The sequence below is a fragment of the Desulfuribacillus stibiiarsenatis genome, from assembly GCF_001742305.1.
In the GTDB taxonomy this organism is placed as follows: Bacteria; Bacillota; Bacilli; order Desulfuribacillales; family Desulfuribacillaceae; genus Desulfuribacillus_A; species Desulfuribacillus_A stibiiarsenatis.
The window spans coordinates 307,843-321,670 of the sequence record NZ_MJAT01000022.1; the positions used below are offsets into that span (position 1 = coordinate 307,843).

13 protein-coding genes are annotated in these 13,828 nt (G+C 36.7%); all 13 read left to right on the plus strand.

The window, feature by feature from the left end; genetic code table 11:
- Positions 1–4 precede the first annotated feature (4 nt).
- The 13 genes from BHU72_RS09215 (at position 5) to BHU72_RS09280 (ending at position 13,584) form a co-directional block, all read left to right on the plus strand.
- Positions 5–1,750 carry a hypothetical protein gene (locus tag BHU72_RS09215; protein WP_069702332.1) on the plus strand — a complete coding sequence of 582 codons (1,746 nt, stop codon included), beginning with the start codon at positions 5–7 and terminating at the stop codon, positions 1,748–1,750.
- Complete coding sequence (gene rfbF / locus BHU72_RS09220; protein WP_301553518.1) at positions 1,737–2,546, plus strand: glucose-1-phosphate cytidylyltransferase; 810 nt, start codon at positions 1,737–1,739, stop codon at positions 2,544–2,546. The genes BHU72_RS09215 and rfbF overlap by 14 nt, the downstream gene beginning before the upstream one ends.
- Entirely contained in the window at positions 2,528–3,496 is a 969-nt protein-coding gene (locus BHU72_RS09225; protein ID WP_083248361.1) for an NAD-dependent epimerase/dehydratase family protein, read from the plus strand. The genes rfbF and BHU72_RS09225 overlap by 19 nt, the downstream gene beginning before the upstream one ends.
- Complete coding sequence (rfbG, locus tag BHU72_RS09230) at positions 3,490–4,560, plus strand: CDP-glucose 4,6-dehydratase (RefSeq protein WP_069702334.1); 1,071 nt, start codon at positions 3,490–3,492, stop codon at positions 4,558–4,560. Before BHU72_RS09225 ends, rfbG begins: the two co-directional genes overlap by 7 nt.
- Positions 4,557–5,009 carry a dTDP-4-dehydrorhamnose 3,5-epimerase family protein gene (locus BHU72_RS09235; protein WP_069702335.1) on the plus strand — a complete coding sequence of 151 codons (453 nt, stop codon included), beginning with the start codon at positions 4,557–4,559 and terminating at the stop codon, positions 5,007–5,009. The genes rfbG and BHU72_RS09235 overlap by 4 nt, the downstream gene beginning before the upstream one ends.
- Positions 5,006–5,923 carry a glycosyltransferase family 2 protein gene (locus tag BHU72_RS09240; RefSeq protein ID WP_069702336.1) on the plus strand — a complete coding sequence of 306 codons (918 nt, stop codon included), beginning with the start codon at positions 5,006–5,008 and terminating at the stop codon, positions 5,921–5,923. The genes BHU72_RS09235 and BHU72_RS09240 overlap by 4 nt, the downstream gene beginning before the upstream one ends.
- Before the next feature lie 42 nt (positions 5,924–5,965).
- Positions 5,966–6,943 carry an NAD-dependent epimerase/dehydratase family protein gene (locus BHU72_RS09245; protein WP_069702337.1) on the plus strand — a complete coding sequence of 326 codons (978 nt, stop codon included), beginning with the start codon at positions 5,966–5,968 and terminating at the stop codon, positions 6,941–6,943.
- A gap of 27 nt (positions 6,944–6,970) precedes the next feature.
- A complete protein-coding gene (locus BHU72_RS09250; protein WP_176720452.1) occupies positions 6,971–8,128 on the plus strand; it encodes a glycosyltransferase family 4 protein in 1,158 nt (385 codons plus the stop codon).
- 319 nt (positions 8,129–8,447) lie between these two features.
- On the plus strand, positions 8,448–8,714 hold the full coding sequence (locus BHU72_RS09260; RefSeq protein ID WP_069702340.1) for an ElyC/SanA/YdcF family protein: 267 nt from the start codon (positions 8,448–8,450) through the stop codon (positions 8,712–8,714).
- 219 nt (positions 8,715–8,933) lie between these two features.
- On the plus strand, positions 8,934–9,545 hold the full coding sequence (locus BHU72_RS09265; protein ID WP_069702341.1) for a sugar transferase: 612 nt from the start codon (positions 8,934–8,936) through the stop codon (positions 9,543–9,545).
- Positions 9,546–9,569: 24 nt separating this feature from the next.
- A complete protein-coding gene (locus BHU72_RS09270; RefSeq protein ID WP_069702342.1) occupies positions 9,570–10,268 on the plus strand; it encodes an acetyltransferase in 699 nt (232 codons plus the stop codon).
- A gap of 38 nt (positions 10,269–10,306) precedes the next feature.
- Positions 10,307–11,485, plus strand: coding sequence for a DegT/DnrJ/EryC1/StrS family aminotransferase (locus BHU72_RS09275; RefSeq protein ID WP_301553519.1), 1,179 nt, complete (start codon positions 10,307–10,309; stop codon positions 11,483–11,485).
- A gap of 146 nt (positions 11,486–11,631) precedes the next feature.
- A complete protein-coding gene (locus BHU72_RS09280; protein ID WP_069702343.1) occupies positions 11,632–13,584 on the plus strand; it encodes a polysaccharide biosynthesis protein in 1,953 nt (650 codons plus the stop codon).
- The last annotated feature ends 244 nt before the right edge of the window (positions 13,585–13,828 follow it).

Sequence of the window (13,828 nt, forward strand, 5' to 3'; positions counted from 1 at the left end):
ATAGTTGACGACAATCATAAGTGAAAATAAAACCTTAAATCTTGTAACGATGAATCCAAACGTTAGTAAGGATATCGATGATATAGCTTGTCAAATTAGGGCAGAGTATGTACTCCTAATAGAGTCGCTCGGTATGGGAAAGGAAAACGACTTAGATTGGTGGGGACTAGAATTTGTAAGTCGAAACACCCAAGTTAGCCAACTATTTAAAAACTGTTGCATTTTAATTTATATAAGAGGTCTTGATAAAGATTTTCCTTATAGTAGTGTGTTGGTGGATAATCAAGCTTTGTCCATTGTATTGGGGAAATATTTTAAAGATCTTAATGTACAAATAGTAGTAGTTTCAAAAAAGATTGGCCTAATCGATTCCACAAAACGAGCATTGTCATGTACCTTTCATCTAACTGCAAGATACTTATTTTCTAAATTATGCAATAAAAAGGTAAAAAGAAAACTTATCAATACAGAAATGATTACAATAGTAGATACGTTTTTAATGGAAGGCAGTTTTCAAAAAGAAGATATTTTTAATAGGTACTATGGTGATCTTAAAAATTACTTTACTGATGAAAAATTGAAATCTATATACTACCTACCTAACTATTTTGGTATTAGGAACTATTGGAGTTTATTTCGCTCTTTGGAAACAACAGATAACATAATCATTAAAGAACATTACTTAAAGATAACGGATTATATCAAAGCATTCCGTTTCTATAAAAGAGTTATGAAGTATCGCTATGATAAACCTGTGTTCTTCCATGGTTATGATATCCGCCCTCTGTTAAACGATGAAATTAATGTTAATAGATTCTCTTATTCTGCCATGATATCAATATTGGACTACTTATTCGTGAAACGAATAAAAGAGAATGGCATAAAAGTAAAAAAAGTTATCGATTGGTTTGAGAACCAGGTAATAGATCATGGTTTTAATAAAGGTTTTCGAGAATTTTACCCAAATGTAGAAGTCTCAGGGTTACAACTATTTCCGCATCCGGACAATTATTTGTGTTGCTATCTGACGGAGCAAGAACATAAAACTAAGGTGATACCTACTACTATATATGTTATGGGTGAAGGATTTGTAAAAGGAGCAAAACAATTCTGCAATTCAATTGAAGTAAAAACAATATCTTCCATTAGACATTTGGGTGTATTTAATCAATATAAATATCAAAGAAAAAAAATTTTTACTATAGTAATGGCACTTCCTATATTATACCAAGAAGCTGCAGAAATAATAGACCTACTAACAAGTGCTCTGGATAATCTAAATGGGCCGATGAAAGTTATGGTTAAACCACACCCCACACACAATACCTCAAGACTAATCAATGTATATCAGCAACAATTTCGTAAAGGGTTCCCAGTTGGGTTTGAGTTTGTCGATGGGGCTTTTAATACAGTTGTAGAACAGGCTAGTGTATTAATATCGAGTAGTTCCAGTACTTGCCTTGAATCGATTGCAAAGGGAATTCCGACAATAGTGGTTGGGAATAATAGAGGCCTTACATTTTTATTTATCCCGGAAGATATCCCGCAAACCATATGGAGATTATGTTATTCTGTAGAGGAGTTACGAACAGCTCTCTTACATTTTTACAATATGGATGAAGAGCAGATAAATGAATATATTTCCACTGCTGAACAGATTCGCAAGAATTATTTTGAAGAGTATTGCCAAACAAAAGTAAGAAATGCCTTTGGTTTTACGGATTCTGATGGTAAAAATGGAGAAAAGTGAGGCTATTACTATGAGTATACCAGTAGTTATTTTATGTGGTGGTAAAGGGTCCAGATTAAGCGAGGAAACAGTTGAGCGACCTAAGCCCATGGTTGAAATTGGTGGCAAGCCAATTCTATGGCATATCATGAAAATCTACTCTTCCTATGGATACAATGACTTTATACTAGCTCTTGGATATAAATCTGATTATATTAAAAACTATTTCTTCAATTATCGTGTAAGTTCTTGTGATTTCACTTTATCAATGAAGCCCGATGGTGATATATGCTTTCATAATGATGGTGAACATGCAGAATGGAATATAACCTGTATTGACACAGGTCTAGAGACTTTAAAAGGTGGGCGTATTAAGCGTCTAGAGAAATATATTAATAGTGATACCTTCTTCCTAACTTATGGTGATGGAGTATCTAATGTCAATATTTCAGAACTACTAGAATTTCACAAGAATCATGGCAAGCTAGCGACATTGACAGCGGTTAGGCCACCTTCGCGTTTTGGGATGATTGATTTGCATGGGGATGTTGTCAAATCCTTTGAAGAAAAGCCTCAGCTTTCAGAGGGGTATATTAATGGTGGTTTTTTTGTATTTGACAAGAAAATCATGGATTATGTAATAGAACATGAGGACTGCGACTTCGAATTTGGACCTTTACAGGCCGTAGCTGAAGAGGATCAGTTGCGAGCATATAAGCATGATGGTTTTTGGCAATGTATGGATACTGTTAGGGATCGAGGTTATTTAGAGAAATTATGGCAATCTAACAACGCAAAATGGAAGTTATGGGATTAAAACCAATGAAGAAAATACTGGTTACTGGTGGAACGGGATATATCGGAAGTGAACTTGCGAAGCACCTTGATTCTCAAGGTTATTCTGTTGCAATAACAAGTAGGAATAAGGAATTTTATCGAGATCCTCAGTATGAAATTCGTGAAATGGATCTATTAGTTGATAATAGTATCTATCATTTATGTGAAGATATTGACTGTGTTGTGCATACTGCAACATTTGACGAGCGAAAAATCCATAGTTATCCAAAGGAAACGTTGTTAGCTAATGGTTATGGAACGAAATTGCTATTAGAAAGTGCAAAGAGATTTGGGGTTAAACGGTTTATATATTTATCTACTTTTCATGTATATGGTCAGCAAGAAGGGTATATTACTGAGGATACCAAGGCTAATCCAATCTCCGACTATGCGCTAACACATTTTGTGGGTGAAATGTATGTGAACCAATATTCGATTGGAACATCACTAGACGCTATTTCTTTGCGATTGACTAATGGCATAGGGGCACCGAATAACGTTGACCGGTGGTACTTAGTAGTCAACGATTTTTGTAGAAGCGCCTATAAAAGCGGAGAGATTAAATTGAAATCCACAGGAATACAGCAAAGAGATTTTATTTCAATCATTGACGTGGTGAAAGCTATAGAACATTGTATACGAACTAACAAAAGACTAGCCTCTCTTACACAGGTATTTAACGTAAGTTCACAGGAGTCATTACAAATTAGGGAATTAGCTTCAATTGTAAAAAATATCTATGAGAAACGATATCAAAAAAAATTTTCATTAGATATGCCCGAAGTATACATTACAGAAGAACAACAAAAAAAATTATATGTTGATTCTAATAAACTACGTAGGCTCGGTTGGGAAACAACCCGTACGATTCAGGATGAAATACATGCTATATTTGATTTGTTGGAAAGGAGTCAAGATAACAAATGTTAACTGATATCTCTGGTTTTTACAAGAATAAAAAAGTCCTAGTTACTGGGCATACAGGTTTCAAAGGATCATGGTTAGCATTGTGGCTTCATACTATGGGTGCAGAGGTATTGGGGTATGCATTGCCACCAGAACGGAATAATGACCATTTCTGTTTATTAAACCTAGGTAAAAATATCCGACATGTAGAAGGTGACATCAGAGACGTCGATCAGCTAGAATCCGTCTTTAATGGGTTTTTACCAGAAATTGTGTTTCATCTTGCTGCACAGCCTATTGTAAAGCGTTCTTATCAAGAACCACGATTGACGTTTGAAACGAATGTTATGGGTTCGATATCAGTGTTAGAAGCTGTGAAGAACTGCCAAAGTGTAAGGTCTTTGGTCTATATCACTTCTGATAAGTGTTACAAAAATAAAGAATGGGTATGGGGTTACAGAGAGAACGACGAGTTAGGGGGCAGTGATCCATATAGCGCATCAAAGGCAGCAGCAGAGCTGGTTTTTGCCTCATATAAGGATTCGTTTCTATCGAAGCGAGATACATTAGGGCTTGCTAGTACAAGGGCAGGAAATGTGATTGGTGGGGGAGACTGGTCACAGGATCGTATTGTGCCAGATACTATTCGTGCGATTACAGAGAATATCCCGGTAACGCTCCGTAGCCCGATGGCGACACGACCATGGCAGCATGTTTTGGAACCGTTGTCAGGATACTTAGTGCTTGCAAAAAAGCTATACGAAAGACCAACAACATATTCTGGAAGTTATAATTTCGGACCGAATAGTGAATCAGTCTATACAGTACAATCACTAGTTGAGGAAATTATTATGTACTGGGGCTCAGGAATGTTAGAAATTGATACGAATCAGCAGCGATATCATGAAGCGACATTATTACAGTTATATTCGGAGAAGGCTAGACAACTGTTGGGATGGTCAGCGAAATGGGATTTTGCTACTACTGTTAAAGAGACGACATTATGGTACAAAGCGATTACAGAAGGTATGGATGCAACAAAAGTTTCTATTTCTCAAATCGAAAAATATATGGAAGTGATGTCATGATGAAAGGTGTTCAGATAACACCGTTAAAACGAATTGTCGATCAACGAGGTATGGTCATGCGTATGATGCGCAAATCTGACGATACTTTTGTTGGTTTTGGGGAAATATATTTTTCTATAGTGAATTACGGAGTAGTGAAGGGCTGGAAACGGCACAGAGAAATGGTACTGAATTTGGCAGTTCCTATAGGCAGTGTGAAATTTGTATTGTATGATTCGCGAGACACTAGTAGTACAAAAGGTAAGATTTTAGAAATAGAGCTTGGTGAAGATAACTATAGCTTACTTACGATACCTCCAATGGTTTGGGTTGCATTCCAAGGGTTATCAAATCCTTTTGGAATGGTGGCCAATTGTGCTTCTATAATTCATGATCCTGATGAAGCAGAGGGATTACCAATCGACACAGAAAATATACCATTCATTTGGCAATTGGGTGAACGACTATGAGTGTCTCTATACTTATGAATTGTTATAATAGTGAAAAGTATCTCGCTCATACCTTAGATAGCTTATTTAGCCAAACCTATGAAGACTGGGAACTGATATTTATAGACAATCATTCTACTGATAAAAGCATAGAAATTTTAGACAGTTATTTGAGAAAAGAGAAGGGTAACAAAGATAGAGTATCTCTTATCCAAACACCGGAGCATATGGCATTAGGGGCAGCAAGAGATTATGGAATCCAGTTTTGCAAAAGGGATTTTATATGTTTCTTAGATACTGATGACATCTGGATGGCAGATAAGCTAGAAAGACAACTCGAAGCTTTTCAACACTATCAAGAAGCAACGCTGTGCTACTCATCCTATGATTTTATTGATGAGGATGGAGTTGTTTTTAAGAAGAAACGATTTAAACATCGGGTTGGACAACTGTTTGGCGTTAATCTTGCGAATTACGAAATAAATTTCCAGACAGCTATGATAAAAAGAATCGCACTATCTAAGATTGACAAGCCATATTTTGATTTGCAGCTTCAATATTCTCCTGATTATAACTTAATGATGAAAGTATTGGCAAATGGCCCAGCCATTTGTTTATCGGAATCTTTGGTGCAATATAGAAAAAGTAAAAATTCATTAACCCATAAGTTAATTAGCCGCTGGTGTGTTGAGTCAGAGATAACATATCAACAGCTTGAAGAAATGGGTGCATTGGTGTATAGTACTGAGCAACAACAAAGGGCTGCACGGGCGAAGATTGAATATTACAAAGCTCGTTACCTAATAAGTATAAATCATTATAAAGAAGCGAGATTAGCGTTATCAAAATACAAAGGCAGTAGCGTTCGATACTTCATAATATACGTGCTAGCGTATGTGCCGTGGCTATGGCGCTACTTACATCAAGGAAGATAAGAGGAGCAGAATAGATGCAATCGAAATGTGGTGGGGCAAACGATGAAAGTTGCAGTGACAGGTGCTACTGGTTTTCTTGGGAAACATTTAGTAGAGTCGTTAGTAGAGAAAGGTCATCACGTCTTAGCAATATCTCGACGGAGGCGTGAAGATGTTCTCGAATTGTTCCCATCTCTCAATAATTCAAGTGGAGTTGAAACGTTACAAATCGACATATCAAGCAATTTCTCACTTCCTAAAGATATTCAAATTGTATTTCATTGTGCAGGAGTTATTGATAAAGACGATAAGTCTCTGCGATTAGGAAATGTTACAGCAACAGAGCATGTGGCAAAGGCTTGTCTTGACAACGATAGCATTATGATACACGTGTCAAGTGCGGGGGTTGTAGGAAGTGATACAGATCATACTGATATTGATGAACGAACGCCATGTTCACCTAATAATGCATATGAGAAATCCAAGTATGAGGCTGAGGAAATTGTACAATCGTATGTTGAAAAAGGGCTAAACGCAAGGATATTAAGACCTACAATTATAGTAGGGGTAGGTAGAGATCCTCATAAGGATTCCTTTCTTCACTTGCTGAAATCAATAAAAAGTAGAAAGTATATAAATATTGGTAATGGGACTTATAATATTATACCTATCCGAGAAGTGGTTAGGGCTCTAGAGATAATCGCATTCACAAATCTTCCGAATGGTGAAGTGTACATTATTAACAGTCCAATATCTTTTAAAAGGTTCTGTGCAATAGTTAATCAACAATTTTGTATTCACAATAGAACTATGGCAATTCCTTTTTGGATAGGCTTTGTTCTCACTAGTTTGATTCAAGGATTTTCTCTTCTGTTGAGAAAAAAATCTCCTTTAACATTTTCGAGACTGTTTGCTTTAACGAACCAACGAAACTTTTCTTCCAATAAACTACTTAGCATGACAAGTTATCAGCCGGATTTTGAAGTCGAACAGTGGGTAGCAGTCTTGTGTCAGAAATATATGGATGAAGGGTTATTATAAAATGGTAGCATTGTAGGTGAGATGAGAATGAGGAAAAAGGTCTGTATTGTTGCCTCTTCAGAAATGACAATAAAAGCATTTTTGTTATATCAAATCAAAGAAACCATGAATCACTATGATGTCACAGTGATTGTTAATGCTAAACCTGACTTCCTAGATCAATATAATATGGAAACTAGTATTATTACTGTTGCAATTCAGCGAAGGATTTCTCTAGTAGATGACGTCAAAGCGTTATTTCAAATGATAACTATATTTAAAAAAAAGCGGTTTGATATAGTACACTCCTATACACCTAAAGCAGGTATGTTAGCAATGATAGCTGCGTGGGTCAATCGAATCCCAATAAGAATTCATACATTTACAGGACAAGTATGGGCTACGAGAACTGGGGTAGGACGAATAATACTGAAATTGGCAGATACAATTACTGCTTCTACGGCAAGTTATGTTATTGCTGATAGCCCTTCTCAGATGGAGTATATTACTGAACAAGGGGTAGTTAGTCAGAGGAAAAGTAGTGTAATAGGGAAAGGATCTGTAACAGGGATTGATATAGATCGCTTTCAAACAAACACAGATTATAGGAGCGCAATTCGGGAAGCTCTCCAACTTCCGAATGGGGCATTTGTATTTCTTTTTCTTGGCAGATTGAATAGAGATAAGGGCGTTATTGAATTAACGAAAGCCTTCAATCAACTATGTGAAATGAATCACGATAGTTATTTACTAATCGTTGGTCCTGATGAGGAAGACATGTTAACTCATATGCAGCAATTATGCAGTCAATGGGAGAAACGAGTTCGGTATGTACAGTATACATCACTACCGGAAGCATATATGAATGCATCAGATGTCTTGTGCTTACCAAGTTATCGTGAAGGTTTTGGCAATGTTATAATTGAAGCAGCATCAGTCGGGATTCCTGCCATAGGTTCTAATATCTATGGGGTCTCTGATGCTATTGAGAACGGAATAACGGGCTTATTATTTGAAAAAGGTAATTGGCAAGAGTTATATCAAGCTATGCTTTCGTTATATAGTAATCAAGAAACAACAAAAAAATTAGGGGAACAAGCGAAAGAGCGTGTGTATCAACATTTCAGACAAGAACATGTAGTTGGAAAAGTCCTGCATTTTTATGAACAGGCCATCTATAAGGTCAATAATGAGCGAAATAGTTAATGTCATTAGCTTGTATAAGAGGATAAAATATGAATATTCAAATTGATGTACTAAAAAGTAGAAAAAGACAGTTATTACTTATAATAATACTAATAGGATTTATAATATTGCTTGCTTTAAGTATATTCTTCATGAACATAGGTCAATTATTAGTCGTAGACGATAGTTATGAGCAAGCGGATCATTGTTGTATTGATGGGCAGTTTATTGGACCGTACATTATATGCTACAGATTTGTACCATAATGGGAAAGGCCAAAAAATTCTGGTAATTCGCGAAAATATGCCAGGTAAAAAGTTCTGAAGAACGTGGTCTAACTGTGGCAACAAATGCTGATCGTGCTAAGCAACTAGCAATGGATTTGGAAGTTCAAGAAAATGCTCTATTGGTATTATGTGGTAATTCTGATGGCACCCAGGATGAAGCACGTACAATACGTGAATATATTTTGAAATCCAAGATTGCAGGAAATCAAGATGAAATATCAGTAGTGATTGTAACGTCAAAATATCATTCATATCGAGCCAAGAAAATCTTTGAAAAGGCGTTGAATCAAATTAAAGGATTCAATGCATCAAGATATTGACGTAAAGATTTACTCATCACCGTCTCCCTATGATTCCTTCGAACCGAATCATTGGTGGAGATCTCGAGCAGACACGAGAAATGTTTTTTTGGAATCATTGAAGTTGATACACTTTTATATCCGTGAACAGTTCCAGTTATAGTTGATTCCCTTTCTATACGAAACCGTGTATAATAGTTATTGGAGTTTCGGATATGTATTCAAAATGGGGAGGATTATATGGTTAAACGACTTTTTGATATGATTGCAGCGCTGTGTTTACTTATTGTATTAGCCCCCATTATTCTTCTTACAGCAATTATCATTCGAATTACAATAGGCTCGCCAGTAGTATTTAAACAACAACGACCAGGGTTACGCGGGAAGCCCTTTTTTATTTATAAGTTTCGTACGATGACAGATGAATGTGACTCAGAAGGAAATTTATTACCTGATGAAAAACGTTTGACTCAATACGGCAAGATAATTCGAAAGATAAGTCTTGACGAACTACCACAACTGTGGAACGTGTTAAAGGGTGAGTTGAGTCTGGTAGGTCCTAGACCCTTGCTAATGGAATATCTAGATAAATATACACCAGAACAGGCAAGGCGGCATGATGTGAAGCCAGGAATTACGGGATGGGCTCAAGTCAATGGTCGAAACGCCATCAGTTGGGAAGAGAAATTTAAGCTTGATGTTTGGTATGTTGACCATTACTCGTTCATATTAGATATTAAGATTCTATGCTTGACCGTATGGAAAGTTATCAAAAAAGACGGGATTACTCATCAAGGACATGCTTCTATGTCTAAGTTTGAAGGGTCTAAGCATTTTTCTAATCATGGTTAAAAATCTTTTATATAGAGGTTTATTATGGAGAAAAGGGCATTAGCTATTATTGGCGCAGGCGGTTTTGGAAGAGAAGCAGCTGAATATGCGAGAGATATAAACAGAGTTAAACCAACTTGGAACCGAATTGGTTTCATTGATGACAACTCTGACTTATCTGGACGGATTATTGAGGGAGTACCTGTTTGGGGTACAACTGAGACTATTGATGAGCAAATAAAAGAATATTTGGGTATCGTGCTTAATGATGGAGATGGAAATGAGTATCTCATCAAAAGAAATGATATAGATATTGTATGCGCTATTGGTAACCCTAAGATAAAAAAGAAAGCGATTTATAGCTTTCAGCATATGGGTTTCCGTTTTGTTAATGTTATTCATCCTACTGCATATCTTGGGAGAAATATAACTCTAGGTCACGGGATTATCATTGGGCCCTATAGTGTTATTACTACAAATGTTAGACTAGAGAATCACGTTTCTATTAATCCTCAATGTGGTGTAGGTCACGATTGTATAATTGGCGGCTACACATCATTATATTGGAATGTAAATATATCCGGCAATGTTGAAATTGGCAAGGCATGTGAATTAGGAACTAAGTCAACAATTTTGCAAGGATTATCAATTGGATCAGAATGTGTAGTTGGTGCTAATGCTGTTGTTACGAAATCAATTCCGTCTAATCTGGTTGTTGTTGGCGTGCCAGCGAAACCTATTTAATAGAAATACTTATATTGCAAGGAATAGGAGTAAGCATATTGGGAAACATAGAAAAAATCTATCTTTCATCACCACATATGAGTGGAACTGAATTGGATTACATTAAAGAAGCATTTAATTCAAATTGGATTTCTCCGTTAGGACCTAACGTGGATGCTTTTGAAAAAGAACTTGCGGAAACGGTTGGAGTAAAAGGTGCAGTTGCGTTAAGTTCGGGAACGGCAGCTATTCATTTGGCACTACATTTGCTAGATGTTGGCCACGAGGACTATGTGATATGCTCTTCCTTAACTTTTGCAGCTAGTGCAAACCCTATACTATATCAGGGTGCAAAACCAATATTTATTGACTCTGATATGGAAAGTTGGAATATGTCACCACAAGCTTTAGAGAGAGCGTTTATAGATGCTGTTGAATTAGGGTATTTAGAGAAAATTAAAGCAGTAATTGTAGTCAATCTTTATGGACAGAGCGCTGATATGGACGCTATTATAAAGATTTGCAGCCAATATGGAAAACCTATTATTGAAGACGCAGCTGAATCATTGGGAGCAACTTATTGCACTTCTAATAATGGACAATTGGTTAGCAAAGCTAGTGGAACTTTTGGAGAGTTCGGGATTTATTCCTTCAATGGAAATAAGATTATCACTACTTCTGGTGGTGGAATGTTAGTATCTAATAATCTTGAAGCCCTTGATAAGGCCCGTTTTTGGGCTACACAGGCTCGAGACAAAGCACTACACTACCAACACAGTGAAATGGGCTATAATTACCGTATGAGTAATGTGTTAGCAGGTATAGGTCGGGGGCAATTGAAGGTACTTGATGATCGAGTAGAAGCAAGAAGACGAATTTTTAAAAGATACGAGGAAGCTCTACAGGGAATTGATAGTATAGCGTTTATGCCTGAGCTATCTTATGGAAAATCAACTCGCTGGCTTACTGCTCTTACTTTTGATGCTTCTATTCTTAATATTACTGTAGCAGAACTTTGTCGTATGTTGGGTGAACATAATATTGAGGCTAGACCAGTATGGAAGCCATTGCACTTGCAGCCATTATTTAAGGGAACAAAATACTACTCACATGAAGTAAATGGTATGAGTGTGTCAGACTTCTTGTTCGAAAATGGGGTATGTTTACCATCAGGATCAAATATGTCGTCTGAGCAACAGGAACGTGTGATTGACACTTTTAAACGTAGTATTCAATAAAATACTATGTTACCAAGAAAATATGCTTTTAAAATTTATACAACGATAGTACAATTAGTATATAACATATTGTGCTATCGTTTTTATATGCTAGGTATAGGGTTTGCTATGAATTCTTAAGATTAATAGAGGAGACAAGCTATCTTATGGGAAAGATGCTACGAGTTTCATTTCTAGTCGTTATAGATGCTATTCTAATAAATTTTGCTTTTTATAGCGCACTGCTATTGCGTTTTGATGGAAATATTCCACCAAACTTCATGTCGGGTTTCATACAGCTAACACCAACTTTTACAGGAGTATTCCTAATCGGTTTTTTTGCTTTTGGATTATATAATCGTTTGTGGGAATATGCTAGCATAGGAGAGCTTACTAGTGTCGTTGCATCGATTACTGTTGCTATGGTAGTTAACGCTGGTGTCTTTTTCTTTGCTTCAACAGGCACTGCATATCTTTTGCCTCGAAGTGTATTAATTATTGCTTGGATTCTAACAATGATACTTATAGGAGGGTCTCGCCTGTCGTGGAGGATTTTTCGAGATTTTACTTTCCGACATAAAAGTAATAATAGTAATCTCAAAGCGAAACCTATTCTTATCTATGGCGCTGGTGATGCAGGTGCGATATTAGCGAAAGAATTACGTAGCCATTACTATGGTGACAGTACACTAGTAGGGTTTATTGATGATGACACGAAAAAGAAAAACCTTAAATTATTGAGCTATCCCATACTTGGCGATCGAACTCAATTGCAGGAAATAGTTGAAAAGTATCGTATTGAAGAAATTATCCTTGCAATGCCTTCAGAGCAAAGAGATAACATTCGAGAAATAGTAGATGCTTGTCAGCAGACATCTGCAAAGGTGAAGATTTTACCCGGCATGTATGATTTAATCGAAGGAAATGTGACTGTTAATCAAATCCGTGAAGTGAATATCGAGGATCTCTTAGGAAGAGATCCAATAAAGGTAGACTTAGAAGGAATATCTGATTATCTTGCAAATAAAGTCATTCTTGTAACTGGTGCTGGTGGGTCCATTGGTTCTGAGCTTTGCCGTCAAATTATTCAGTTCAACCCAAAGAAGTTATTACTGTTAGATAACTGTGAGAACAATGTATATGAGATAGAAATGGAATTGAGAAACGATTATGCCACTGATATTGATGCTAGCTGTTTAGTACCTATCGTCAAGGATGTACGGGATTGGCAAGCCATCAAGGGTGCTTTCCAGCAATATACACCAGACGTAGTATTCCATGCTGCTGCCCATAAACATGTGCCGCTTATGGAAGCGAATCCAGAAGAAGCAATTAAGAATAATGTCATGGGCACGTACCATGTGGCAAAGGCAGCCCATCAGTTTGGTTCCAAGCGGTTCGTCCTCGTATCTACAGATAAGGCTGTAAATCCTACTAGTGTGATGGGAGCATCAAAGAGAGTTGCTGAAATGGTTATTCAACACTTGGATAAGCAAAGTGAAACTAGCTTCGTAGCTGTACGTTTCGGAAATGTATTAGGTAGCCGTGGTAGTGTTGTACCACTGTTTAAGAAACAAATTGCCGCTGGAGGTCCAGTGACTGTTACAGATGATAAGATGATTCGTTACTTCATGACAATACCAGAAGCTGTTCAGCTTATTATCCAAGCCGGGGCAATGGCCAAAGGTGGAGAAATCTTCGTCCTTGATATGGGTGACCCAGTGAAAATCATAGATCTAGCAAAGACGATGATTAAGTTATCAGGTTTCGGACCGTACAAGGATATTGACATAGTCATTACGGGTATGAGACCAGGAGAAAAGCTATATGAAGAGTTATTATCTGCAGAAGAAGGAGTAAATGCAACCTTCCATAAGCGCATCTTCGTAGCAAAACCGAATGGATTAAATGTACGATTAATAGAGGATACGATGAAGAATATAGATAATTTAAGCTTGCCAAGAAGTCATGATGATACAATTGCCTTGTTACAAGCATTCATCCCGTCATTTCGTAGAAATGGAGAAACGAGTTCTACTATACAGTGTTCAACAGAAATCGAAGAGTCATTAAAGCAATATAATGATAATAAGGATTATATTCGTAGTGGTGGACAGTAACCGCTCAATAACATGGTGCCTTACAATTTAATATGATTCATGTAATAATACCTTCAAAATAACATTTATAGTTTTTAGAGTTAGAGTTTTTCAAGTTTTTCAAGTACTCTAAAGCTATACGATGGAGGTATTATTCATGGATGAAATAACCCAAGTAAAAATCCAGTTCCGCAAGGAACAGTGGTCAAAGCTAATAATGGAATGCCAAGATAGTGGAATGACCGTACGAACTTGGTGTAAGCAA